The organism is Mariniflexile sp. HMF6888 (genome assembly GCF_044335535.1).
GTDB lineage: Bacteria > Bacteroidota > Bacteroidia > Flavobacteriales > Flavobacteriaceae > Mariniflexile.
The window spans coordinates 219,258-242,705 of sequence record NZ_JBIQVZ010000001.1; the positions used below are offsets into that span (position 1 = coordinate 219,258).

Sequence of the window (23,448 nt, forward strand, 5' to 3'; positions counted from 1 at the left end):
GTGAATATAAAACAAACATATTTAAATATTAAAAGTGTAATTCCAAGTAATAACAGGCGAAAAATAAAGCACTTTATATATAAAAGTATATTATTTGCTTTTTTAGATTTAATCTCTATTTCTTTACTGATTCCTGTAATTATTCTGCTTTTTAACCCTGAAAAAATCAAAGAACTAAGTATTAAGTATTTTTCTTTTAGTTTAGATATCTCTACTTTTCAAGTTCAATTTTTTTTAGGTTCATTAATCTTTTTTTATTTAGTTAAAATTATTTTACAAACAAAATTCAATACGTCTTTATATGTTTTCTTTTATAATATATCTACAGAAATAACCATTGAAAGCACAAATAATTTTGTTTTCCAAAGCTACACTAAACATCAACATTTGAATAAAGGGAAAATCATTCAAGATATTAATACAATACCCGAAGATTTTAGTTGCAAATTCTTATTGTCATTTGTGAATCTAATCACTGAAACAATTGTCTTATTTCTTATTTTAGTTGTTCTTCTAATTGCTTATTTTAAACTAACCTTAATTGCTGTGCTTGTCCTTTTTCTTTTAGCAGCATTGATGTATTTAAACAAAAAAAAACAATTAAACCTAATAAATTCTATTTATAAAGAATCACAAGCGAAATCAAATTCAGAATTATTAAATATCTTAAATGGTTATTTAGAGATTAGAAACTCCGGGAATTATCCAATCTTTTTAGAACGCTTTAAAAAAGAAAAAAAGATACTTAACGAAGTTACAGGGCGATTAATTTCTTTCAATTCAAATTACAGTAGGTATCTAGAGTTTGCATTAATAATATCGTTAGTTCTATTTACAATAATAAATTTTGGTAATAAAAATGTCATTATACTTTTAACTGTTTTTGGAACTTCAAGTTTGAGATTGATCCCTTCAATCAGTAAAATACTAAGTGCTTTAACATTGATAAAAACTTATAGGTATTCGTTAGATATTTTATTAAATCATGAACAAAATAATGTGATTAATAATCTCAAAATAAATTATGAAAGTCAATTCAAATTAGAGAATATAAGTTTTGATTATGAAGGTAACTCTATTCTAGAAAATATAAATCTAACAATAGACAAAGGTTCTTTTATTGGTATAAAAGGTGATTCTGGCATAGGAAAAACAACATTATTATATATCATCTTAGGAATCATCAAACCTAAAAAAGGAAATTGTTTTATTGATAAAACAAGAATTGAAAATTATGATTTCTTACCTTTCGCTAATTATGTACCTCAACAACCTTTTCTCTTCAATGGAACCATTATTGAAAATATAGTTTTGGGGCAAAACCCTAATAAAATAGATTATAATTATATTTATTATTTATGTAAAAAGTTGGAATTACATGAAATTATTGGAAAAATGGATAATGAATATGAAACAGAAATCACTCTTGAAAGTTCGCGTCTTTCAGGTGGACAAAAACAACGTTTAGCATTAGTAAGAGCCTTATACACAAGACCTTCATTATTAATTCTAGATGAAGCTACGAATCAACAAGACAAGCATTTAGAAAAAGTAATCTTTGATTTTTTAAGTGAAATAAATCGAAAAGATAATACAACTATATTATCTGTATCACATGACGATGATAATGACATTTTTTATAAAACTATTTATAAAATAGAAAATAGGAATTTAACACTTTTGTAAATGACTAAAAAATTATTATTCATTGCTCCTTTATTTCCTCAAAATCATGAAGAAGATCATATTGCTCCTTTTATTTCTCAATTTTCTACTATATTTACAGAAAGTGTAGATGTAAAGGTAGATTTAATTAGCCTATTTTTTCCAAAATCAAAACCCTACAAGTATAACAACATAAACGTATATCCCATTGGAAGTGGTTTCAAAAGATATTATGTATTCTTACCCTATTTAATAAAAGCTATTTATAAAGGTTTTATACTTTGTAAAAAAAACAAGTATGATGGTATTTTATGCTTTTGGTATAGAGAAAGTAGTTTACTTGGAAAGATATTATCTTCTATTTTCAAAATAAAACTACGCGTTTGGATGCTAGGTCAAGATGCCAAATCAACTAATAAATACCCAAAGCTATTAAAACTATCAGGTGAAGAAATAATAATGCTTTCCGAACATCAAAAATTAATATTTTTAAATGACCATCATGTTGAAGCAAAACGAATTGCTAATGCATCAATTGATATTAGAAAATTTCCTCAATTAAATACTAGCAATAGGGAAATCACAATTTTAGGTGTTGGTAATTTAAGTGATTTAAAAAATTATTCTCTTTTTATTGATATTCTATCCATTATAAAAAAAGAATTTAAAGACGTAAAAGCCGTCATTTGTGGAGCCGACACAGGTGATAAAGCCAATCTTGAAAAAAAAATAAATGCTTTAGATTTACAAGACGATATTCTATTTACTGGAAGTATTTCCCAAAAAGAAGTTTTAGAATACATGAATAATGCTAAAATATTTCTACACACATCAAAATTTGAAGGTAGCGGTACTGTTTTACATGAAGCGCTTTACGCAGGTTGTAATGTAGTAAGCACCATTCCAATAGAAAACCCTAGCCATATTGAAGATTCTTTTTTCTATAGCACTAACAAAACAGAATTAGAAAATAGAATATTAACAGTTTTAAAAAGTGATTTTAAAGCTAAAAGAATTGAGAAATTCAAAATGGAAGATACTGTAAAGGAAATTTATGATTCTTTTTATAACTAACGTAGTTTATTAATCGCAACTATTCTTTCTCGTTTTAAAAATTTGAAAATTTGATTCGATAAATCCCATCCTAAAAAGCGATGTATTTCTAATAATTGTAATTGTAGCTTATCTTTAATTGAAAGGCTAATCTTTTCATCCTTAAGCACTTTTTTAAAAGTTATTAAAGTATCGTAAAAAACTTTTCTAACATTCATTAAATCAACGATATAATCTTTATCAATAACTTGAAATAAATAATTACCAACAATAACATCTAAATAATGCTTAGCAATTTTATTCTTTAATTTACTTTCCCCTTGGTATTTTTTAAGAGTACTAAGTTCTAATTCAAACACTCTTTGACAATCTATTATTCTTTTTTCTTCTATTCTTCTTCTAGTTATTGATGAATCTCTCTTATGGATCTTTAAAAGGCTTTTATTTACATAACAGACCGTATCAGCCAAAAACAAATATTCAAAAACATAGGGTCTATCATCAAACCATAATCCTTTATCAAATTTAATTTTTTTGGCAATATCAGATTTATAAATTTTTCCCCAAACGGTTTCAGAAATACCATTTGTAAACATCTGTGGAATTAAATCTTTTGCTTCATTGCTATTTAAAACGTAATCCTTCCAACCTGATATTAACTCAACCTTCCCATCACTATTAATAATAGAAAATTTACATATAACTAAATCAGCCTTATTAACAATCATTTCATCAATACAAGATGAAACCATGTTAGATTCTAATTCATCATCGGCATCTAAAAAAGTCACATAACCGCTTGTACATGTTTGAACACCTATATTTCTAGCTTCTGCATGACCTGAATTTTCAATAGTAATAATTTTACAACTATAAAATTCTTCATAGAACTTTTTAGCAATTTCCAAAGAATTATCTGTTGAACCGTCATTTATTAAAACAACTTCTAAATTATTGTAAGTTTGATTTTTAACTGACTCTAAACATCTTGACAATAATTTTTCTTCATTATAAAAAGTGATAATTATTGACACAAGTGGTTCATCATACTTCATATTTTATAGCTATTATTTTCTCAATTGTTTTTTTTAAGACCAAGTTAATTTCACCTTTATATTTTGGCGGATTCCAAGTAAAATTTGATATAGAATCTGCTGATACAACAATACAAAGTGCATTCAATTTATAAAACTCGGCAAAAGCGTAAATTGAAGCACATTCCATATCGACATGCGTTACATTTTTTTCTTTAAAATAAGTAAATAGCATTTTGGTTTCTCTAAATGGCGCATCAGTACTCCAACAAATACTTTCTTTATAGTTTAATTCTTTTACAAAAAATTCAAACCATTTCTCTTTTTTAGGTTGAAAAAAATCTTTATCCGAATATAAATAAGTAGACCCAGAAGTCGAAAATGCATTATTTACAATACATACCTTCTCTTCAATTTCATCTTTTAACAAGCCTGCTAAACCTATAAAAATGAAATTTTCCACTCCAAAAACTCTCAACTCTTCCATTAATCCTATTATTGCAGGAGCGCCATTACCAAACTCAGAACAATAGACGTAATTTTTATTTAAAATATAATTCTGCCCGAATAATCCTTTTAGTTTCTTACTGAAAATTCGTTGCTTTTTACTCAAAAGGAAACGGCTTAACGATAATATTACCGTTTTAGGTAAGGTTTCAAAATTGTAACTCTTGTTGCTTTTTTTCCATGCAACAATATCTAAAATATCAAGTATCGATTTTTCGTTATAAAATGTTTTATTCTCTTTTAATGCTGATAGATTCATTCTCAATTTTTTTAAATATAAACTTTATATCATTTGCTATAGCTTCAAAAGACAATTTGTTTTTAAATTGTTCTAATACCTTTTTTTGCAGGACTAATAAATCATTATCTCTTGTTCTTTTTAATTGACGAAACAACTCATCCTCTCTATTTGGTGTAAACAAAAAAGCACATGCTCCATCATTAGTCATAAATTGAAAAGATGGAATCGATGTTACTATTGGAATACAGCCACATGCCATTGCCTCAACTAAAGCATAACCGCTACCTTCATAATGCGAACCTAATATGAAAAACTCGTTTTCGTTATAGATTTCTTCTAATAAGTGATGTTCAACATATCCTTTTACTATTACGGCTTTTTTTAATTTTTCACTATTCAAAATAAAATCTTGAACTGGAGATAATAAATGATTCTCATGAAAAATCATTGTTAAAATGGCGTTCTCCTCAATATCAAGAAAACGTTCGAACGCTTTTAAAATGGTTAATGGGTCTTTATTAGCATCCAATCTTCCAACCCATAGAAAACTATTTGGCTTACGCTTTGCATTCCCAGAAAATTTAAAATGAGTCGAACCTTCCATGACAGAGAAAATTTTATTCTTTGTGAGGATTTTATTTTCATACCAAGGCTTTGCATTTTCAATACCTGTAAATAAATAACCATCAATGAAATAATCCGAAACTTTATAAATATATTTTTTAATTCCTTTAGGTTTAGGAGCAAAACCATTGCTTTGCAAAAGAATTTTGGATTTCGGAAGTATCATTTTTAAAAAAATTAAATAATGAACAAAACCAAAACCATGCACTAAAATATAATCTGGTTGCAAAGACTTTATAAACCAATTAAATCGAAAAGGAATCATCCATTTCTTTAATTTTTTTCCTTTAAACAAGAATGCTTTTAAAGGTTTATCTTCTGAAAACGAACTATGTTCGGTTGTTCTTGCAACAAAATACAAATTAAAAGAAGTTGTCAGTTTTTCAAGATACCCTACAGTACTATAACATCTCTTCAAAACCTCTTCTGGTTTTTTAAAAGAAAATGTAACATAAAACAAGTCTACTAAAATTTTATCCTTACCCATATAATAAAACTAAAGTAAGAATTTGTTTTGTATATATTTAAGATTCCTGCCTTAAAAGAAAAAGGCTAACCTTTTTGGATTAGCCTCTTCTATTTTATTTATTAAGATACATTTTTCGTCTTGAGTATAGCTCATAAAACTCATCGTCCTTTAAGCTATCTATAAACAAGATGCTTTCACCTGTACTTTTCATTTCAGGCCCTAACTTCTTATTCACATTATGGAACTTGTTGAAAGAGAACACAGGTTGCTTAATGGCATAGCCTGTCAGCTTCGGATTAAAGTTAAAATCTTTAACTTTCTTATCTCCCAACATCACTTTAGTAGCGTAATTTACATAAGGCTCACCATACGCTTTGGCTATAAATGGCACTGTACGGGATGCTCTTGGATTCGCTTCAATAATGTAAACAATATCATCTTTAATAGCAAACTGAATGTTTATTAAACCAACCGTATTAAGTGCTAAAGCAATTTTTTTAGTATGGTCTTTAATTTGCTGCATTACAAACTCCCCTAAGTTAAATGGAGGTAAGGTAGAATTACTATCGCCCGAGTGAATACCACAAGGCTCAATATGCTCCATAATACCTATAATGTAAACATCTTCGCCATCGCAAATCGCATCGGCTTCGGCTTCAATAGCACCATCTAAATAATGGTCTAAAAGCAGTTGGTTCCCTGGCATCTGACTTAATAAATCAACCACATGTTTTTCAAGCTCTTCTTTATTGATAACTATTTTCATGCCTTGTCCACCAAGCACATAAGAAGGGCGAACTAAAATAGGGAAGTCCAACACATCGGCAATGGCAGAAGCTTCATCAGCTGTAGTAGCAATATCAAACTCAGGATATGGTATGTTATTTTCTTTTAATAAGTTTGAAAAATGCCCTCTGTCTTCGGCTAAATCAAGCGATTCAAAACTTGTTCCTATAATTTTAATGCCATACTTAGTTAGCTTTTCGGCAAGTTTTAATGCGGTTTGTCCACCTAATTGAACGATGACACCTTCTGGTTTTTCATGCTTAATAATATCATAGATATGTTCCCAAAAAACAGGCTCAAAATATAATTTATCGGCGGTGTCAAAATCGGTTGAAACCGTTTCAGGATTACAGTTAATCATGATGGTTTCGTAACCACATTCGGCAGCAGCCAAAACCCCATGCACACAACAGTAATCGAACTCAATACCCTGCCCTATTCGGTTTGGACCAGAACCCAAAACAATAACTTTCTTCTTATCCGTAACGATACTCTCATTATCTGCATATCGTTTGCCATCGGCAGTTTCCATATCACTTTCAAAGGTTGAATAATAATATGGTGTTTTCGCTTTAAATTCGGCGGCACAAGTATCTACTAACTTGTAAACTCTATTGACACCAAATTCTTCACGCTTACTGTAAACCTGACTTTCTAAACAACCCAACATATGAGCAATTTGTCTGTCACCATAACCTTTTTGCTTCGCTTCAAGCAATAAGTCTTTTTGAATGGTGTCAATATTAAACGTAGAAATTTCCTTTTGAAGTAAAAACAATTCTTCATATTGCTTTAAAAACCACATATCTATTTTTGTGATTTCATGAATTCTACTTAACGGAATCCCCATAGCAACAGCATCGTAAATAATAAACACACGATCCCAAGAAGCATAGGTTAGTTTTTCTATAATTTGATCGTAATTTTTATTCTCTTTTCCGTCGGCACCCAATCCATTTCTCTTAATTTCAAGCGATTGTGTTGCTTTATGAAGTGCTTCTTGAAACGAGCGCCCAATACCCATAACTTCCCCAACAGATTTCATTTGAAGCCCTAATGTTCTATCAGACCCTTCAAATTTATCAAAATTCCAACGTGGTATTTTTACAATTACGTAATCTAAAGTCGGTTCAAATAATGCCGAAGTAGATTTTGTAATTTGGTTTTGTAATTCATCAAGATGGTACCCAATGGCTAATTTAGCCGCAATTTTCGCAATAGGATAACCCGTTGCTTTACTTGCCAATGCTGATGAGCGTGACACACGTGGGTTAATTTCTATGGCAATAATATCTTCTTTTTCATCCGGACTCACAGCAAATTGCACGTTACAGCCACCTGCAAAGTCACCTATACTGCGCATCATATGAATTGCCATATCTCGCATACGTTGATACGTTCTATCACTCAATGTCATTGCTGGTGCAACAGTAATGGAATCCCCAGTATGAATCCCCATTGGATCCATATTTTCGATAGAACAGATAATTACTACGTTGTCGTTTGAATCCCTAAGTAATTCCAACTCGTATTCTTTCCAACCTATCAATGCTTTATCAATCATAACCTCATGGATAGGAGAAATCTCTAATCCACGCGTTAATAATTCGTCAAAATCTTCTTCTTTATATACAAAAGAAGCTCCTGCTCCACCCAAAGTAAAAGAAGCCCTAATAACTAACGGAAAACCAAACTCTTGTGCAATTTCTTTTCCCTTTAAGTAAGACGTTGCAGTAGCTTGAGGTGCCATAGGAATGCCTATTTTAAGCATTAATTCCCTGAACTTTTCTCTATCTTCGGTAATATTTATAGCTTCAATATCAACACCAATAATATCTACATTAAAATCTTTCCAAATACCTTTTTCATCTGCCTCAATACATAAATTTAATGCCGTTTGTCCTCCCATTGTTGGTAAAACAGCATCTATTTGTGGGTGATCTTTTAGAATTTTAATTATTGACTTGGTTGTAAGAGGTAGTAAGTATACATGATCTGCCATTGAAGGGTCGGTCATGATAGTTGCTGGGTTCGAATTAATTAAAATCGTTTCAATTCCATCTTCTCTTAACGATCGTAAAGCTTGTGTCCCTGAATAATCAAATTCGCATGCTTGCCCTATAACGATAGGACCAGATCCAATAATTAGAATAGATTTAAGTTTTGAATTTTTTGGCATTTTTACTGTTTAAATAGTGTGTTTTAATAAGTTACAAAAATAGGCATTAACAGATATAAAAAAAGGCATTACACTTAAGTAATACCTTTTAAATATCAACAATTGTTAATCATTTATTTTTTATGTCTCGATTCAGATGATACAGACAATTTCTTTCTACCCTTAGCTCTTCTACGAGCAAGTACTTTTCTTCCATTAGCAGAAGCCATTCTTTCTCTAAAACCGTGTTTGTTTCTTCTTTTTCTTTTCGATGGCTGAAATGTTCTTTTACTCATTATCTTATATCTTTAAAATCTGAATTGTACTTTATTATTTATAATTTTGGCTTTCTCCAAAACTGAGCGCAAATATACAAAGAGTTTTTACTTTGGCAAATCTTATTTTAAAAATATTTTGAATTATTTTTTTTGAATCAAATAGCATAATAAACGCTTTATTTATTTGGGTTGAACATCGTTTTTTTGTTAAATATCTATGGATTGATTTTGATAAAAATTTAGTTTCTTTGCATTGTATAATTGAATCGGATACCTAAAAATGTCTGCAACAACAACTCAAACTATAAAAAATGTACAATAAAATTATAAAACTTATCATAGCTGCTGGCATCATAGCCTTTGCCGTTTATCAATTTACTGAAGGAAATATAGGTAATGGCATTATGTTTATACTACTTTCTTTAATTTTTGTTTTTCTTTATTTTAAAAATGAGTTCATTTTACTGGCATTTTTAAGATTGCGTAAACAAGATTTTGAAGGTGCTAAAAAATGGTTAGATAAAATTAAAAATCCTGAAACCGCCTTAGTTACTAAACAACAAGGATATTATAATTATTTACATGGTTTGATGGTTTCCCAAACAAATATGAACGAAGCTGAAAAATATTTTAAGAAAGCGATTGCTTTAGGACTATCTATGAATCACGATTTGGCTATGGCAAAATTAAATTTATCGGGCATTGCTTTTTCTAAACGTAGAAAACTAGAAGCTGAAAAATTACTTTCTGAAGCACAAAAATTAGACAAACAAGGCATGTTGACCGATCAAATAAAAATGATGAAGGAAAACATGAAGCGTGCTCAAATGCCTAACCAACATTTTGGTGCTGGTGGCTCTATTAGATCTCAGAAAAGAAGAAGTTAATCTTAGAGACTGTGTTAAGGCTCTTTTATGTACCTTTTTCCGCCATACTTCAGCTATTTTTCGGTCCATAACCATGGCTGTTAACTTCAAAACACCTTAGCCTGACAAAAAAGCACCCTATAAAACATTCCAAAAACAAGATTTAAACAGTCTTCAATTAGCTCTGGTATAATATCCTTTCTCAGGAATTTCAATCGTATAACTTTTACCAGATTTATTAATAAGCTTTGGTTCTCTTAACCATGGGTTATGAATTTTAAGGATCTTATAATTGATTCCGTACTGTTCCGCAAATTTTGTAAAATCGGTTACCTCTGTATTAACTTCAACTTTATAAGTTGGTACGTTGCTATATAAATCTTTTTCCCTAAAGTTAAAACCATACTTTGCTGGGTTAGTCAAAATCTCTTTTAGCGCGACTATTCTAAACACATAGCGCCCTGTTTCTTCTCCTAATAACAAATCGTAATAGTTACTAACATTCTGTTCCCTTAAATACTTTGCAATACCTGAATTACCTGCATTGTACGCAGCAGCAGCCAATGTCCACGATCCTAATTCTTTTTTAGATTTTAACAGGTATTCACAAGCCACTTCGGTGGATTTTTCCAAATGATAGCGCTCATCTACATTGTCATTAATCTCTAATCCATTTTCTCTTCCTGTAGCTGGCATAATTTGCCAAATGCCTCTAGCTCCAGCTGGTGAAACAACATTTGTTAAACCACTTTCTATAACTGCTAAATACTTAAAATCGTCTGGAACTCCACGTTTTGCCAAAATTGGTTCTATAATTGGAAAATATTTTTTGGCACGTTTAAACATTAACAACCCATTTGATTGCCAATAGGTATTAACCAATAGTTCTTTATCCATGCGTTCTAAAATATCGGGGTTTTTAAGTGGCATGGGTTCTCCTGCAAAATCTAAATTGCTAGGCACTTGAAGCGCATAAACATTATAATCGTTTATAAGCTTTTTTTCAAAATTCTCATCGGTAGGCGCCTCTTGCAGAGCATAAACAAATAATGCGCATAAACTTAATAATCCTACAAACGCCAATGTTTTCTGTACAGTCTTCATTTCTAAAAAGTTTTATTTAAAGGTAACTATTATGTTTAATTCTCTAAAATTATCCTTGGTAAATTTTCGTTAAACCACTTATATTTATTAATAACCATGATATGCGTTCCACCTTTTATTGTAATACAATTTGAAATATTTTTTATTGGAAATACCGCATCATTGTCTCCATGAATGTGAATAATATCTGCAAGACAGGTTTCTTGGTTCCAACAAACCATCTCTTTTATTGCCCAACTTAAATAGTTACTATCATTTACCGATAAATATTTTTTATATAACTCCAACCGCTTTGTAATATTGCTACCAAAAGCATACTTAGCAAAAAGTTCAATATTACTCACCAACTGTGTTGGCAACAATTTATATGCCATGGTTGTTTTGGCAAGTACCATTTTTTTTGGTAATTCGTGCATGGATTTAACACTGGATACTATAATTAGCTTTCTAACGGCCCTATGTTTACTCATTTCCTGCACTAAAACACCTCCAAAAGACACACCAATTAGAACAATATTTTCATGTGTTATATGCTCAGTCATTCTTAGAGCATAAACGCTAACAGATTCATTTTTTAAAGGCGAAATCCATTCCAAGTAGTGAATCTCAAATTGATTCTCCGGCAATTTAATATATTCAAAAATCTTGGGACTTGCCGCCATTCCTGGCATCAAATAAACGTGTATTATTTCTTCACTCATGCATTTCAATATAAAAATAAAAACACCAAATAACCTCTAATAGTTTATTTTATAAGGCATTAAACCAATTTTTTGCTTTTTATTAACGATTATTTTTCGTATTTTTGCAAAACAAAGTTATGTAATAGTCCTCACTATTTAAAGTTTCCTGAAAATTAAAAATACTTGCCATGATTGATGTTGCAGATTTAGTTGATAACGATTTTTTACGCCAATACGAACTAAAAATCGACAACCACTTAGCTAAAATTGAATACTCCCTACAAGAGCGAAAGATTTTTTTAACAAAACTTATTATTCCTGAAGAAATTAATAATGAAACCTTTAGTGAAGAGTTTTTGGCTGCTGTTTTTGAACAAATTGAAGAACGTAACTTAAGCGTTGTTCCCACAAGCCCTGAAATTGCTAAGTTTGTAAGAAGCAACCGAAAGTACAAACGCATGCTTCCTGTGGGGGTTAGGATATAGTACCCTAATTGCTTTGAAAATGCCATTCAAAATGGAGTTGATAGCGGAATTGTATACAATTCTGATTATGAAAAACATCTAGAATCTCCAAGCAAAGTAACGCTCTAATGGTTTAATTTAAACTGACCAACAAAAAAATTCATTAATCTCATTCGTTAGTGGAAACTATGCACTTTCGGCGCAAGACTTTTAGTTTCTAAAATACTTCCATATTCACAAACTCAAACCGTACCAAACCGTCTTCATCTATTTTGGTAAGCGCTACTTGATGCAATGTATTAACCAATTCCGGGTTCCAAGGTGCTTTAACTTTTACGTAATTTTCGGTGAAGCCGTTTATATACCCCTCTTTGTTTTCACTTTCAAACAAAACGGTTCTAGTAGTTCCTAATTGGCTTTCGTAAAAAGCACGACGCTTTTTAACAGATAACCCACGTAACATTTTACTACGCTTATTTCTAACATTCATAGGAACAATACCTTCCATTTCTACTGCTTCTGTGTTGTCACGTTCAGAATAGGTAAACACATGCAAATACGAAATATCCAGTTCGTTTAGAAAGTTGTAAGTCTCTAAAAAATGAGTGTCGGTTTCACCCGGAAAACCAACAATAACGTCAACACCTATACAGGCATTTGGCATCACTTCTTTTATTTTTGAAACCCTATCCACATACAATTCGCGCATGTAACGACGCTTCATTTTTTTTAAAATCTCATTGCTTCCCGATTGTAATGGAATATGGAAATGAGGCACAAAAGCTCTGGATTTTGAAACCAAATCAATCGTTTCGTTCTTTAAAAGATTCGGCTCGATAGATGATATTCTTAAACGCTCAATCCCTTCTACCTTATCAAGTTCGGTTACCAAATCCAAAAACGTATGTTCATGTTTTTTGTTTCCGAATTCTCCCTTACCGTAGTCGCCAATATTAACACCTGTTAGTACAATTTCTTTAATGTTTTGAGCTGAAATTTCCCTAGCGTTCTGCAACACATTTTGCATAGTATCACTTCTAGAAATACCGCGGGCCAACGGAATGGTGCAATAGGTGCATTTATAATCGCAACCATCCTGTACCTTTAAAAAAGCACGTGTTCTATCACCTATGGAATAGCTTCCCACATAAAAATCGGCTTCCTCAATTTCACATGAATGCACTTCACCAAAATCGTTTTTGGAAAGATCGTTTATATAATCGGTAATCTTAAATTTTTCGGTCGCACCCAAAACCAAATCCACACCATTAACATCTGCCAACTCTTGTGGTTTTAATTGTGCATAGCAACCAACAGCAGCTACAAATGCCTTGGGGTTTGCTTTTTGTGCTTGCTTAACAATACTTTTAAAACGCTTATCTGCATTTTCGGTTACTGAACACGTATTAATAACATAAATATCTGCCTGCTCAGAAAAATCTACACGGTCGAAACCTTCATCTGTAAAACCTCTTGCAATGGTAGAAGTTTCAGAAAAATTCAGCTTACAACCTAAAGTATAAAATGCAACTTTTTTTCTCATTTATTGTTTTGCTATTTCCATGAAGGTAGAAATCTCATTATATTTACCTTCTTTCGTAATAAGTCTGCAAATTTACAATTAATAAGTTATATGGTAAAACATGTTTTAAAACAAATAACAAACTATTTATCAATTAGTTGTATAATATTACTCGCCACTTCTTGCGAAAACAATTCAAAGACAAATAATAATCATTTAGTTTTTAAGTACAACGAACACAAAAACATCGGTTCCTTAGACCCCGCTTTTTCCAAAGATATTGCTGATATATGGGCTACCAACCAACTTTTTAACGGATTGGTGCAAATGGATGAAAATCTTAATGTACAGCCTTGTATTGCAAAAAATTGGACAATTTCTGAAGACGCCCTCATCTACTCGTTTTCTTTACGCGATGACGTCTATTTTCATAAAGATATTTTATTTGGCATTGATTCTACGAGAAACGTCATTGCAAAAGATTTTGAATATAGTTTAAACCGATTATTAGACAAGCAAGTCGCTTCACCCGGTAGTTGGGTATTAGCTAAAGTTGATAGTTTTAAAGCTATAAACGACACGCTTTTTCAAATTCAATTAAAACAACCTTTTCCTGCGTTTTTGGGGTTATTAACCATGAAATACTGTTCGGTAGTTCCAAAGGAAATTATAGAACATTACGGAAACGATTTTCGGTCGCACCCTATTGGCACGGGGCCATTTAAATTTAAACGATGGGAAGAAAACATCAAATTGGTATTTAGAAGAAATAACAATTATTTTGAAACAGATGAAAAAGGCAAGTCGTTACCCTATTTAGAAGCAATATCCATTACTTTTTTGCCCGACAAACAAAGTGAATTTCTGCAATTTGCTCAAGGAAATATTGATTTTGTTTCTGGATTGGATGCTTCTTATAAAGATGAAGTTTTAACGGCAGATGGGCGACTTCGCGATTTTTATTCAAAAGACGTGAACATGATTCGTGGCCCTTATTTAAATACCGAATATTTAGCATTTTATATGGATTCTGATGTACCGGAAATTCAATCGGAGCTTATTAGAAAAGCAGTAAATTATGGTTTCGACAGAAAAAAAATGATGATTTATTTACGAAACGGCGTAGGTATTCCTGCAAATGGTGGCTTTATTCCAAAAGGGTTGCCAGGATATAATGAACATATTGGTTTTACGTATCAACCAGAAAAAGCAAAACAATTAATTGCTCAATTTAAAACCGAAACCGGTAATAAAAACCCAGAAATATCTATTACAACGACCAGCAACTACTTAAGTTTTTGCGAATACATTCAGCGTGAACTTCACAAAATCGGGTTGATTGTTAATGTCGATGTTATTCCCGCTGCCACTTTAAAAGATGCCAAAGCAAATGGCAAACTCAATTTATTTAGAGCCAGCTGGGTTGCCGATTATCCCGATGCCGAAAACTATTTATCACTTTATTATAGCAAAAATTTTGCGCCAAATGGACCGAATTACACACACTATAAAAGTGATTTATTTGATGCTTGGTATGAAAAAGCCTTTAACGAAACAAATACTGCTAAAAGAGAACATCTTTACACTAAAATGGATAGTTTAGTAATGAAAAAAGCACCAGTAGTGCCTTTATTCTATGATGAAGTGGTACGATTCACAAGAAAAAATGTGAGTGGTTTGGGCATCAATCCTATTAATTTATTGGAATTAAAAAGGGTGACAAAAGATTAATCTATAGTGAAATAATAAACATCATCATCGCCTTTACCTCCATCGCGTTTTGATGAAAAATAACCAGATTTATTCACCCCATTGATAACCAAACAAAAATCGTCTTGTAGACTATTAATGGGTTCGGGTAGCTTTTCGGCTTTTTCAAAAGTGCCATCATCATTCATTTTACTTTTATAAATATCAAAACCACCAAAACCGCTAGGTCTATTAGAAGCAAAATACAATGTGTTGTCTGAACTGATAAAAGGAAACATGTCTTTACTATACGAATTAACTTTACTGCCTAAATTTTTAGGTTCACTAAAGGTATTATTTTCTAAAATATCGACTTTAAAAATATCAGAACCACCTTTGGTCGTTTCCTTTCCGCCTCTCATATTCGATGTAAAATACAAGCTTTTCCCATCTTTACTTATAGCAGGATGTGCATAAGAATATTTAGGATTGCAAAATGGAAGTTCCTTAAAATTTACCCAACCTATACCTTCTTGAAACTCTCCAACTCTAATTTGAAAGTTATCTTCATTAAAATCATTGCTTGCTGTTGTAGTTAAATAAAGCTTTTTATTATCGGGAGACAAAGCAGCACTGGTTATATACTTTATTTTTTCATCAGGAGCTATTTCAATATTTTTAATATTTTTAATAGCGCCATTTTCAGATAACTCCCCTTCAAAAATTGAAAGCACAGGATTTCCTTGAAATCGTTTTAATCGGCCTTTGTTATCTAATAAATAAGATGTGAATAAAATTTGAGAATCGCTTACCAACATCAACCCAAAATGCGGGTATTTGGTATTCATTTCAATATTTTTGATGGTATATGTTTCAGATTGTGAAAACCCAAAAAAACCTGCTAAAAACAATATAAAGTACAATGATTTTGTCATTTAGGTAAAATGTAACATCCAAATATACAAAACTTTAGCAATACTGCTTTTTCATCTATTAAAGCTTCAAATTTCTAACTTCTAGTAAAATCACTTTTTCTCGCAAAGTCGCAAAGTCACAAAGCTAAATGAGAATATTACTGAAAACTGCAACTGAGACTGAGAATGTGACTGAGACTGTGACTGTGACTGTGACTGTGACTGTGACTGCTACTGAGACTGCGACTCCTAATAAAACTACTCCCGTCTATACTTCTTTGTTTCTTCAAAAACGTGTTCTAAAATAGCTTTGTCTTGCTCGGTAAATTCAACATGACGTCTCGACATTACAATCTCTGCAACCTCAAAAGCCTTTTTAGTTAAATAAACTGTAAAGCCAGCACTTCCACCCCAACTAAAACTTGGTACAAAATTTCTTGGGAAACCACTTCCAAAAACATTGGCACTAACCCCTATAACCGTACCGGTATTAAACATGGTATTAATACCACATTTACTATGGTCGCCCATCATGAGTCCGCAAAACTGTAATCCTGTTTTAGCAAAACTTTCTGTTTGATAATCCCATAAACGCACTTCAGCATAATTATTTTTCAAGTTCGACGTATTAGTATCGGCACCTAAGTTGCACCATTCGCCCAAAACAGAATTTCCTAAAAAGCCATCATGTCCTTTGTTGGAATAAGCAAAAATTACGGAGTTATTAACTTCGCCACCTACTTTACTGTATGGCCCTACCGTTGTTGGTCCATAAATTTTGGTGCCCAATTTTAAAGTAGCACCCTCACAAAGTGCTAATGGGCCACGCACTAAAGAGCCTTCCATAATTTCGGCATCTTTTCCAATGTAAATAGGTCCATTGCTGGCGTTAAGTGTTGTAAACTCTAATCTGGCACCTTCTTCAATAAAAATATTTTCGGCAGCAATAACATTATTGCTAGACGGAATGGGTTGGGATTGCCTGCCATGGGTTAATAAATTAAAATCTTCCTGAATAACTTCGCCGTTTTTTGAATATATGTCCCAAGTATACTCTATTTTAATTACATCATCATTAAACTCAATGGCTTCGTAAGTCTCAAAATCCACTTCTTCTTGCGAATTTTTTGAATAGAACGCAATCACATCTTCGTCTTTAAAAATGGCTTGATTTTCCTGTAAATCTTTTACCATTTCAACCAATTCTAAATTTGGGAGGTAAGACGCATTTATCATCACATTTTCATCCATTTCTACCATAGGATACTTATTAGACAAATAATCTTCGGTAATGGTTGTGGTTGTAGAATCTAAAAACGTTTCCCATTTTTCACGAATGGTCAAAATACCTATTCTAATGTCGGCAACTGGACGGGTAAAAGTAAATGGCAATAAATTGTTACGCGAAGGTCCATCAAAAAGAATATAGTTCATATTGAAGTTAAAAGTTAGAAGTTAGAAGTTAGAAGGTGTTCTCTTAAAACTTAAACTTATTGGTTATCTATTCAAAAGTAGGCTAATTGTATAAAATAAAAAAGCCTTCAATATAAATACATGAAGGCTTTGTATAATAGTTTTGATAAGTTTATTTACTAAACTTAGCGTATTTGTTTTTGAATTTATCAATACGACCAGCAGTATCAATTAATTTAGATTTACCAGTGTAAAACGGGTGCGACGTTCTAGAAATCTCCATTTTAACAAGTGGATACTCAACACCATCAACCTCTAAAGTTTCGTTTGTGTTTGCTGTAGATTTTGTTAAAAACACGTCTTCGTTAGACATATCTTTAAATGCTACAATTCTATAGTTTTCTGGATGTATATCTTTTTTCATCTGCTGATATTTATTTTTTCTTCTGACAAATATAACACCTAAAAAAGTGTTTCACTGCTTAAAGTTTTAATATTCTTTTCAATTTTGGAAGTGCAAAAATAAGCATTTTTTACAATCTTGCAATACTTTTTTACATTTTTTATTGCTAATATTAATGTAACGAATTACTATATTTGAATACTAACTAAACAACTAACACGAAAATACAAAATTATGGAAAAATCTTTGAAATCAATCGCTACAAATTACGGTTTATATTTAGGTGTTTTATTGGCTTTATTAACCGTACTTTCTTATGCTATAAACCTAGAGTTGCTTACAAATACTTGGTATGGAATTTTTATTTTAATAGCCATAGTTGCTTTCGGAATTGTATCTGTAGCAAAAACAAAACAAGCACAAGATGGCTATGCCAGTTTTAAAGATGCTTTTACTTCCTATTTTATTACTGTTTTAATTGGGTTGCTTGTAAGTACATTGGTTTCATATTTATTATTTAATGTTGTTGATACCGATGCTGCTGCAGTTTTAAAAGAAAAAACCATTGAAAAAACAGTTCAAATGATGGAAAATTTTAATGCTCCAAGTGAAGCCATAGCTGAAGCTGCCGATAAAATTGAGGCTCAAAATCAATTCGGAATAGGCAACATCATAAAAGGATTGGCTGGTTACTTAGTGTTTTTTAGCATTATCGGCTTAATAGTTGCTGCTGCAATGAAAAAAAGTAAACCTGACACCGAATAATTTCTGTATTTTTGAAGCATCAACTTTTTGAAAGCTTTTAAATGAATATATCAGTAGTTATACCACTACTTAACGAACAGGATTCTTTAACCGAATTACATGATTGGATTGCAAAAGTGATGCAGTCCAATCGTTTTTCCTATGAAATCATTTTTATTGACGATGGCAGCACCGACAAGTCATGGAAAACCATAAGTACTCTTTCATCACAAAACCCAAACGTAAAAGGCATTCGCTTTTTAAAGAATTTTGGAAAATCACAAGCACTTCATGCTGGTTTTGAAAAAGCTATTGGCGATGTGGTGATTACTATGGATGCCGACTTACAAGACAATCCAGACGAAATTCCAGAGCTATACAACATGATAGCAAACGATGGCTATGATTTGGTTTCTGGCTGGAAAAAGAAACGTTATGATTCTGTTATCTCCAAAAATATGCCCTCCAAATTATTCAATTGGGCAGCTAGAAAAACATCAGGTGTTAAACTTCACGATTTTAACTGTGGCCTAAAAGCTTACAGGCTAGAGCTTGTTAAAAATATTGATGTTAATGGCGAAATGCACCGTTACATCCCTGTTTTGGCAAAAAATGCCGGCTTTACAAAAATTACCGAAAAAATTGTACAGCACCAAGCCCGAAAATATGGCGAAACCAAATTTGGCATGAATCGGTTTGTTCACGGTTTTTTAGATTTAATTACCATTTGGTTTTTATCTAGTTTTGGCAAACGCCCTATGCATTTATTTGGCGCCCTTGGAGTCATCATGTTTACCATTGGATTTGGATTTGCCTTATACTTAGGCATTGATAAATTGTTTTTAAACCGAGCTGGAAGGCTTATTACTGAACGTCCTCAATTCTACTTATCGCTTTCAACTATGATAATTGGCACGCAATTTTTTGTAGCTGGCTTTTTAGGCGAAATTATTTTACGTACCAAACAAGACAAAAAACGTTATTCAATTAAAGAAGAATTAAATTTAAATTAATAACTTTAAAAAACCGTTTCACCACCTTCAAAATAACATCTTTTCAAAGATTATTCTTTTTCAATTGTTTACTTTTGAGGCCTATTATATTTAAGATATTATGATACACATCGAACCACAAATTTTAGATCGAATTAACACATGGTTAACCCCAACTTTTGATGCAGAAACCCAGTCTATTATAAAGAATAGTATTGCACACCATCCAAAAGATATTCAAGAAAGTTTTTATAAAGACCTAGAATTTGGTACTGGTGGTATGCGTGGGGTTATGGGTGTGGGAACCAACCGTATTAATAAATATACCCTTGGAAAAAGCACACAAGGTTTAAGTAATTATTTAAACAAATCATTTCCTAACGAAACACCAAAAGCCGTAATTGCTTACGATTGCAGAAACAACAGTAAATCCCTTGCTAAAGTGGTTGCCGATGTGTTTTCAGCAAATGGTATTCAAGTGTATTTGTTTGAAGATTTACGTGCCACTCCAGAATTATCTTTTGCTGTAAAACATTTAAACTGCCACTGTGGTATTGTATTGACCGCATCACACAATCCACCAGAATATAACGGCTACAAAGTATATTGGCAAGATGGCGGGCAGTTGGTACCACCACAAGATGGAGAAATTATCAACGTTATTGATAGCTTAAAATATTCCGACATTAAGTTTGAAGCTAACAATTCATTAATCAAATATATAGGTAAGGAAGTTGATGATGCATTTATAAATGAATCTGTTAAAAATGCCGATTTTAATACGTCTAAAGAAGCAAAAAACAATTTAACCATTGTTTTCACCTCACTTCATGGAACCTCCATAACTGCAGTACCTGAAACTTTAAAACGTGCTGGGTTTAAAAACGTTCATATCGTAAAAGAACAGGAAGTGCCAGATGGTAATTTCCCAACAGTAGCATCGCCAAACCCAGAAGAACCAGCGGCATTAAAAATGGCTTTAGAGTTGGCTGAAAAAGTAAATGCTGATATTGTTATTGGAACCGACCCCGATTGCGACCGTTTAGGCGTTGCGGTTCGTAATTCTGAAAACAAATTACAACTGCTTAACGGAAATCAAACCATGTTAATGATGACCGATTTCCTTTTAAAACAATGGAAAACCGCTGGAAAAATTAAAGGAAAAGAATTTATAGCCTCAACCATTGTCTCCACACCCATGCTAAATAAACTTGCCGAGGCTTATAAAGTGGAAAGCAAAATTGTTTTAACAGGTTTTAAATGGATTGCAAAATTAATAAAAGACTTCCCTGAGCTTGATTTTATAGGTGGTGGCGAAGAAAGTTTTGGGTATATGGTTGGCGATTTTGTGCGCGATAAAGATGCCGTTACCTCTACCCTATTGGCTTGTGAAATCGCAGCTATAACAAAAGCAAATGGCAGTTCTTTTTATAACGAACTTATCAATCTTTACGTAGAACATGGTTGCTACAAAGAAAAATTAGTATCACTAACCAAAAAAGGTATTGAAGGTGCACAAGAAATTACACAAATGATGATTGACGCTCGTGAAAATCCATTTAAAGTTGTGAACGGTTCTAAAGTTTTAAAAATTGAAGATTACGATTTATCCATTTCAAAAAATATACAAACCGGAAAAGAAAGTACTATCGATGTTCCTAAATCAAATGTTATTATTTACTATTTGGAAGATGGTAGCCAAGTTGCTTTAAGACCTAGCGGAACAGAGCCAAAAATAAAGTTTTATGTAAGTGTCAACACTAAATTGAATTCGGCTGCCGATTTTAATAAAACGGAGGCCGCACTGGATGCTAAAGCCGAAGCCATTTTAAAAGACATGAAATTAATATAATAACCCGTATCTTTGCGAAAAATTTACATGCTTTTATGGTTATCATAAAAGCATGTTTTATAAACAGACAAATCTTATTTAATGAATCAGTTTTTAAATATTCTAAAGTATGCCAAACCTTATAAAAAGTATGCTTTAGGACATATAGCTTCAAACATATTATATGCTTTATTTGGTGCTTTATCGTTTGTAGCTTTAATACCTATGCTCGATATTTTATTTGAAAAAAATCAAGTAAAACCAACTGTTAAACCCATTTACGAAGGACTATCTTCTTTAAAAGATTATTATAAAGACTATCTCGCATACCAAGTAAATTTATATGCTGAAGACGACCCACAAAAAGCATTGTTTCTGGTTGTTAGTTTAATCATCATCCTATTTCTTTTAAAAAATATTTTTGGGTATTTAGCTAATTACTTCATGGTATTTTTAAGAAATGGTGTGGTACGAGATTTAAGAAACAAGGTTTACAAAAAAACAGTAGAGCTACCGCTTTCATTCTTTTCCGAACAAAGAAAAGGCGATATTATGTCGCGTATCACCGGAGACATATCAACACTTCAATACTCGATGCTACCTGTTTTAGAACTTATTGCTAGAGAACCTCTTTCCATTATTTTCACCATAATTATGATGATGATAATAAGTTTAAAATTAACCTTGTTCGTTTTTATATTTATTCCTTTATCTGGCATTATAATTTCTAGAATTGGTAAAAGTTTAAAACGAAAATCCGATCGTGTTCAAAAAGAACAAGGTGTTATTTTATCTATTATAGAAGAAACTTTAACAGGATTACGCATTATAAAAGGTTTTAATGCCGAACATAAGTTTGACACTAAATTTCAAGAATCATCAACCCGTTCGTACAACTTTTCAAATAAATTATTTAATAGACAAAATTTAGCTTCACCAACAAGCGAGTTTTTGGGCATTTTAGTTATTTCTGTTTTATTATGGTATGGCGGGCAATTAGTACTTGTAGACAACTCACTCGATGGCAGTTCATTTATTGCGTATATGGGGTTGGCATACAATATCATGGTACCTGCAAAAGCCATATCAAGAGGCGTTTATAATGTTAAGCAAGGTAATGCCGCCGCTGAGCGTATTCAAGAAATTATAGACACCCCAAACCCATTAAAAGACAAAGAAAACGCTATTACAAAAACAGGGTTCGATTCTGAAATTGTGTTTGACAACATTTCTTTTAAATATGAAAACGACTATGTTTTAAAAGACTTCTCATTAACCATTCCCAAAGGAAAAACCATAGCATTGGTTGGGCAATCGGGAAGTGGAAAATCGACCATAGCCAATTTAATTACCCGCTTTTATGATGTGAACAAAGGAAGCATTTTAATTGATGGTATTGATATTCGAGAGTTTTCAACCAAATCTTTAAGACAACAATTGGGCATTGTTACGCAAGACGCTATTTTATTTAACGATAGCATTAAAAACAATTTGAAGCTCGGAAAAGAGGATGCTAGCGACGACGAAGTTATTGAAGCCCTGAAAATTGCCAATGCATGGGAATTTGTTAAAGAATTGCCTAATGGCATCGAAACTAATATTGGAGATTCTGGAAATAAATTATCTGGAGGACAGAAACAACGTCTAAGTATTGCACGTGCCGTTTTAAAAAGCCCACCAATCATGGTTTTAGACGAAGCTACCTCAGCACTCGATACCGAAAGCGAACGCTTGGTACAAGTAGCCTTAGAAAACATGATGAAAAACAGAACCTCCATTGTTATTGCCCACAGATTATCGACTATTCAAAATGCCGATGAAATTGTGGTTTTAAACAAAGGTGAAATTGTAGAAAAAGGTAAGCATTTGGAACTTATTGCAAAAAAAGGTGTGTACCAAAAACTTGTTGAAATGCAAAGTTTTGAATAAAACCAAAAAGTTTATAAAACGAACTCGTTTAAACTTTTTTGATTGAAGCGAAAATTTAACCTTACGCCAGCTGGCTCGT

The 23,448-nt window shown here is 32.0% G+C and carries 20 protein-coding genes; 9 read left to right on the forward strand and 11 right to left on the reverse strand.

Annotation, left to right across the window (positions count from 1 at the left end):
- Positions 1 to 1,686: an ATP-binding cassette domain-containing protein gene (locus ACGLWY_RS01085; RefSeq protein WP_396617843.1), complete on the forward strand. Its 1,686-nt coding sequence runs from the start codon at positions 1 to 3 to the stop codon at positions 1,684 to 1,686.
- Complete coding sequence (locus ACGLWY_RS01090; protein ID WP_396617844.1) at positions 1,687 to 2,739, forward strand: glycosyltransferase family 4 protein; 1,053 nt, start codon at positions 1,687 to 1,689, stop codon at positions 2,737 to 2,739.
- Here ACGLWY_RS01090 and ACGLWY_RS01095 read toward each other — a convergent pair.
- From ACGLWY_RS01095 to rpmH, 5 genes are all read right to left on the reverse strand, one after another.
- Positions 2,736 to 3,773 (reverse strand): glycosyltransferase, encoded by a 1,038-nt coding sequence (locus tag ACGLWY_RS01095; RefSeq protein WP_396617845.1) that lies wholly within the window; start codon positions 3,771 to 3,773, stop codon positions 2,736 to 2,738. The genes ACGLWY_RS01090 and ACGLWY_RS01095 overlap by 4 nt on opposite strands.
- Entirely contained in the window at positions 3,763 to 4,518 is a 756-nt protein-coding gene (locus tag ACGLWY_RS01100; RefSeq protein ID WP_396617846.1) for a hypothetical protein, read from the reverse strand. Before ACGLWY_RS01100 ends, ACGLWY_RS01095 begins: the two co-directional genes overlap by 11 nt.
- Positions 4,490 to 5,419 (reverse strand): glycosyltransferase family 4 protein, encoded by a 930-nt coding sequence (locus tag ACGLWY_RS01105; RefSeq protein ID WP_396617847.1) that lies wholly within the window; start codon positions 5,417 to 5,419, stop codon positions 4,490 to 4,492. Before ACGLWY_RS01105 ends, ACGLWY_RS01100 begins: the two co-directional genes overlap by 29 nt.
- 286 nt (positions 5,420 to 5,705) lie before the next feature.
- Complete coding sequence (gene carB, locus ACGLWY_RS01110; protein ID WP_396617848.1) at positions 5,706 to 8,558, reverse strand: carbamoyl-phosphate synthase large subunit; 2,853 nt, start codon at positions 8,556 to 8,558, stop codon at positions 5,706 to 5,708.
- A gap of 113 nt (positions 8,559 to 8,671) precedes the next feature.
- Positions 8,672 to 8,833, reverse strand: coding sequence for a 50S ribosomal protein L34 (gene rpmH, locus ACGLWY_RS01115; RefSeq protein ID WP_038527912.1), 162 nt, complete (start codon positions 8,831 to 8,833; stop codon positions 8,672 to 8,674).
- A gap of 293 nt (positions 8,834 to 9,126) precedes the next feature.
- Between rpmH and ACGLWY_RS01120 the strand changes: the two genes are divergently transcribed.
- Positions 9,127 to 9,702 carry a DUF2892 domain-containing protein gene (locus ACGLWY_RS01120; protein ID WP_117172360.1) on the forward strand — a complete coding sequence of 192 codons (576 nt, stop codon included), beginning with the start codon at positions 9,127 to 9,129 and terminating at the stop codon, positions 9,700 to 9,702.
- Between the two features lie 153 nt (positions 9,703 to 9,855).
- Here ACGLWY_RS01120 and ACGLWY_RS01125 read toward each other — a convergent pair whose 3' ends face one another.
- Both ACGLWY_RS01125 and ACGLWY_RS01130 read right to left on the reverse strand, forming a co-directional pair.
- Complete coding sequence (locus ACGLWY_RS01125) at positions 9,856 to 10,785, reverse strand: lytic transglycosylase domain-containing protein (RefSeq protein ID WP_396617849.1); 930 nt, start codon at positions 10,783 to 10,785, stop codon at positions 9,856 to 9,858.
- Positions 10,786 to 10,820: 35 nt separating this feature from the next.
- The gene (locus ACGLWY_RS01130; protein WP_396617850.1) at positions 10,821 to 11,486 is read right to left on the reverse strand and encodes an alpha/beta hydrolase; all 666 of its coding nucleotides are present in this window, start codon (positions 11,484 to 11,486) and stop codon (positions 10,821 to 10,823) included.
- Positions 11,487 to 11,656: 170 nt separating this feature from the next.
- On the opposite strand from ACGLWY_RS01130, the gene ACGLWY_RS01135 reads away from it, so the two are divergent.
- On the forward strand, positions 11,657 to 11,953 hold the full coding sequence (locus ACGLWY_RS01135) for an N-acetyltransferase (protein ID WP_396617851.1): 297 nt from the start codon (positions 11,657 to 11,659) through the stop codon (positions 11,951 to 11,953).
- A gap of 196 nt (positions 11,954 to 12,149) precedes the next feature.
- On the opposite strand, the gene mtaB is transcribed toward ACGLWY_RS01135, so the two are convergent.
- Entirely contained in the window at positions 12,150 to 13,475 is a 1,326-nt protein-coding gene (gene mtaB / locus ACGLWY_RS01140; protein ID WP_396617852.1) for a tRNA (N(6)-L-threonylcarbamoyladenosine(37)-C(2))-methylthiotransferase MtaB, read from the reverse strand.
- A gap of 90 nt (positions 13,476 to 13,565) precedes the next feature.
- Between mtaB and ACGLWY_RS01145 the strand changes: the two genes are divergently transcribed.
- Positions 13,566 to 15,185 carry an ABC transporter substrate-binding protein gene (locus ACGLWY_RS01145; RefSeq protein WP_396617853.1) on the forward strand — a complete coding sequence of 540 codons (1,620 nt, stop codon included), beginning with the start codon at positions 13,566 to 13,568 and terminating at the stop codon, positions 15,183 to 15,185.
- Here the strand turns inward: ACGLWY_RS01145 and ACGLWY_RS01150 are convergent.
- The 3 genes from ACGLWY_RS01150 to ACGLWY_RS01160 form a co-directional block, all read right to left on the reverse strand.
- Complete coding sequence (locus tag ACGLWY_RS01150; protein ID WP_396617854.1) at positions 15,182 to 16,078, reverse strand: hypothetical protein; 897 nt, start codon at positions 16,076 to 16,078, stop codon at positions 15,182 to 15,184. The genes ACGLWY_RS01145 and ACGLWY_RS01150 overlap by 4 nt on opposite strands.
- 237 nt (positions 16,079 to 16,315) lie before the next feature.
- Entirely contained in the window at positions 16,316 to 17,491 is a 1,176-nt protein-coding gene (locus ACGLWY_RS01155; protein ID WP_396617855.1) for a GlmU family protein, read from the reverse strand.
- A 151-nt stretch (positions 17,492 to 17,642) separates the two neighbouring features.
- Positions 17,643 to 17,894, reverse strand: coding sequence for a type B 50S ribosomal protein L31 (locus tag ACGLWY_RS01160; protein ID WP_396617856.1), 252 nt, complete (start codon positions 17,892 to 17,894; stop codon positions 17,643 to 17,645).
- Positions 17,895 to 18,107: 213 nt separating this feature from the next.
- Here ACGLWY_RS01160 and ACGLWY_RS01165 point away from each other — a divergent pair, with 213 nt between their 5' ends.
- The 4 genes from ACGLWY_RS01165 to ACGLWY_RS01180 all read left to right on the forward strand — a co-directional run bounded on the left by ACGLWY_RS01165 (position 18,108) and on the right by ACGLWY_RS01180 (position 23,369).
- Positions 18,108 to 18,638, forward strand: coding sequence for a DUF4199 domain-containing protein (locus ACGLWY_RS01165; protein ID WP_396617857.1), 531 nt, complete (start codon positions 18,108 to 18,110; stop codon positions 18,636 to 18,638).
- A 41-nt stretch (positions 18,639 to 18,679) separates the two neighbouring features.
- Positions 18,680 to 19,630 (forward strand): glycosyltransferase family 2 protein, encoded by a 951-nt coding sequence (locus ACGLWY_RS01170; RefSeq protein WP_396617858.1) that lies wholly within the window; start codon positions 18,680 to 18,682, stop codon positions 19,628 to 19,630.
- A 100-nt stretch (positions 19,631 to 19,730) separates the two neighbouring features.
- Positions 19,731 to 21,461: a phospho-sugar mutase gene (locus tag ACGLWY_RS01175; RefSeq protein ID WP_396617859.1), complete on the forward strand. Its 1,731-nt coding sequence runs from the start codon at positions 19,731 to 19,733 to the stop codon at positions 21,459 to 21,461.
- A gap of 81 nt (positions 21,462 to 21,542) precedes the next feature.
- A complete protein-coding gene (locus ACGLWY_RS01180; protein WP_396617860.1) occupies positions 21,543 to 23,369 on the forward strand; it encodes an ABC transporter ATP-binding protein in 1,827 nt (608 codons plus the stop codon).
- The last annotated feature ends 79 nt before the right edge of the window (positions 23,370 to 23,448 follow it).

What these genes read in the sequence shown, in the direction of transcription:
- ACGLWY_RS01125 (WP_396617849.1), bottom strand. Translation starts at nt 10,785, where the DNA reads ATGAAGACTGTACAGAAAACATTGGCGTTTGTAGGATTATTAAGTTTA.
- rpmH (WP_038527912.1), bottom strand. Translation starts at nt 8,833, where the DNA reads ATGAGTAAAAGAACATTTCAGCCATCGAAAAGAAAAAGAAGAAACAAA.
- ACGLWY_RS01175 (WP_396617859.1), top strand. Translation starts at nt 19,731, where the DNA reads ATGATACACATCGAACCACAAATTTTAGATCGAATTAACACATGGTTA.
- ACGLWY_RS01165 (WP_396617857.1), top strand. Translation starts at nt 18,108, where the DNA reads ATGGAAAAATCTTTGAAATCAATCGCTACAAATTACGGTTTATATTTA.
- ACGLWY_RS01145 (WP_396617853.1), top strand. Translation starts at nt 13,566, where the DNA reads ATGGTAAAACATGTTTTAAAACAAATAACAAACTATTTATCAATTAGT.
- ACGLWY_RS01170 (WP_396617858.1), top strand. Translation starts at nt 18,680, where the DNA reads ATGAATATATCAGTAGTTATACCACTACTTAACGAACAGGATTCTTTA.
- ACGLWY_RS01120 (WP_117172360.1), top strand. Translation starts at nt 9,127, where the DNA reads ATGTACAATAAAATTATAAAACTTATCATAGCTGCTGGCATCATAGCC.
- ACGLWY_RS01155 (WP_396617855.1), bottom strand. Translation starts at nt 17,491, where the DNA reads ATGAACTATATTCTTTTTGATGGACCTTCGCGTAACAATTTATTGCCA.
- ACGLWY_RS01180 (WP_396617860.1), top strand. Translation starts at nt 21,543, where the DNA reads ATGAATCAGTTTTTAAATATTCTAAAGTATGCCAAACCTTATAAAAAG.
- ACGLWY_RS01160 (WP_396617856.1), bottom strand. Translation starts at nt 17,894, where the DNA reads ATGAAAAAAGATATACATCCAGAAAACTATAGAATTGTAGCATTTAAA.
- ACGLWY_RS01130 (WP_396617850.1), bottom strand. Translation starts at nt 11,486, where the DNA reads ATGAGTGAAGAAATAATACACGTTTATTTGATGCCAGGAATGGCGGCA.
- ACGLWY_RS01100 (WP_396617846.1), bottom strand. Translation starts at nt 4,518, where the DNA reads ATGAATCTATCAGCATTAAAAGAGAATAAAACATTTTATAACGAAAAA.
- ACGLWY_RS01090 (WP_396617844.1), top strand. Translation starts at nt 1,687, where the DNA reads ATGACTAAAAAATTATTATTCATTGCTCCTTTATTTCCTCAAAATCAT.
- mtaB (WP_396617852.1), bottom strand. Translation starts at nt 13,475, where the DNA reads ATGAGAAAAAAAGTTGCATTTTATACTTTAGGTTGTAAGCTGAATTTT.
- ACGLWY_RS01135 (WP_396617851.1), top strand. Translation starts at nt 11,657, where the DNA reads ATGATTGATGTTGCAGATTTAGTTGATAACGATTTTTTACGCCAATAC.
- ACGLWY_RS01150 (WP_396617854.1), bottom strand. Translation starts at nt 16,078, where the DNA reads ATGACAAAATCATTGTACTTTATATTGTTTTTAGCAGGTTTTTTTGGG.
- carB (WP_396617848.1), bottom strand. Translation starts at nt 8,558, where the DNA reads ATGCCAAAAAATTCAAAACTTAAATCTATTCTAATTATTGGATCTGGT.
- ACGLWY_RS01095 (WP_396617845.1), bottom strand. Translation starts at nt 3,773, where the DNA reads ATGAAGTATGATGAACCACTTGTGTCAATAATTATCACTTTTTATAAT.